This is a genomic window from Pseudomonas sp. 22072, assembly GCF_052046095.1.
Classification (GTDB): Bacteria; Pseudomonadota; Gammaproteobacteria; order Pseudomonadales; family Pseudomonadaceae; genus Aquipseudomonas; species Aquipseudomonas paracarnis.
Genome location: NZ_JBQEQE010000073.1, coordinates 1 through 338 on the forward strand (window position 1 = coordinate 1; position 338 = coordinate 338).

Annotated in this window: 1 protein-coding gene; it reads right to left on the reverse strand. The window is 56.2% G+C overall.

The window, feature by feature from the left end:
• The coding region (locus tag ACTJLA_RS26840; RefSeq protein WP_440842502.1) for an immunoglobulin-like domain-containing protein at positions 1-338 on the reverse strand (338 nt) is incomplete at both ends.

Genomic DNA, 338 nt, shown 5'->3' on the forward strand with positions numbered 1-338 from the left:
TTGTCGATGGTGTCGTTGATCGTGGTGGTTGCGCCGTTACCTGCGACTTCGAGTTTTTCGAAGTTGCCGCCGGAAGCGTCAGTAATCTTGACGGTCTGGCTGCTCTTGTCGATGAACACGTCATCGCTAGGAGCGGGCACGGTCACAGTGCCAACAGTGTCGCCAGCCTTGATGGTGATCGAAGAACCGTTGTCGAGTTTCAGCGTTACGTCAGTGCCCGCCTTGTTGGACAGCGTGGCGGTGTACGTAATCTGTCCGCCTTCGTTAACAGCGTTAGGCGCTGTCAGCGTCACAGTAGTGGTGTTGTCGGTACCCGGAGTGTCCGTAACGGTGGTGTT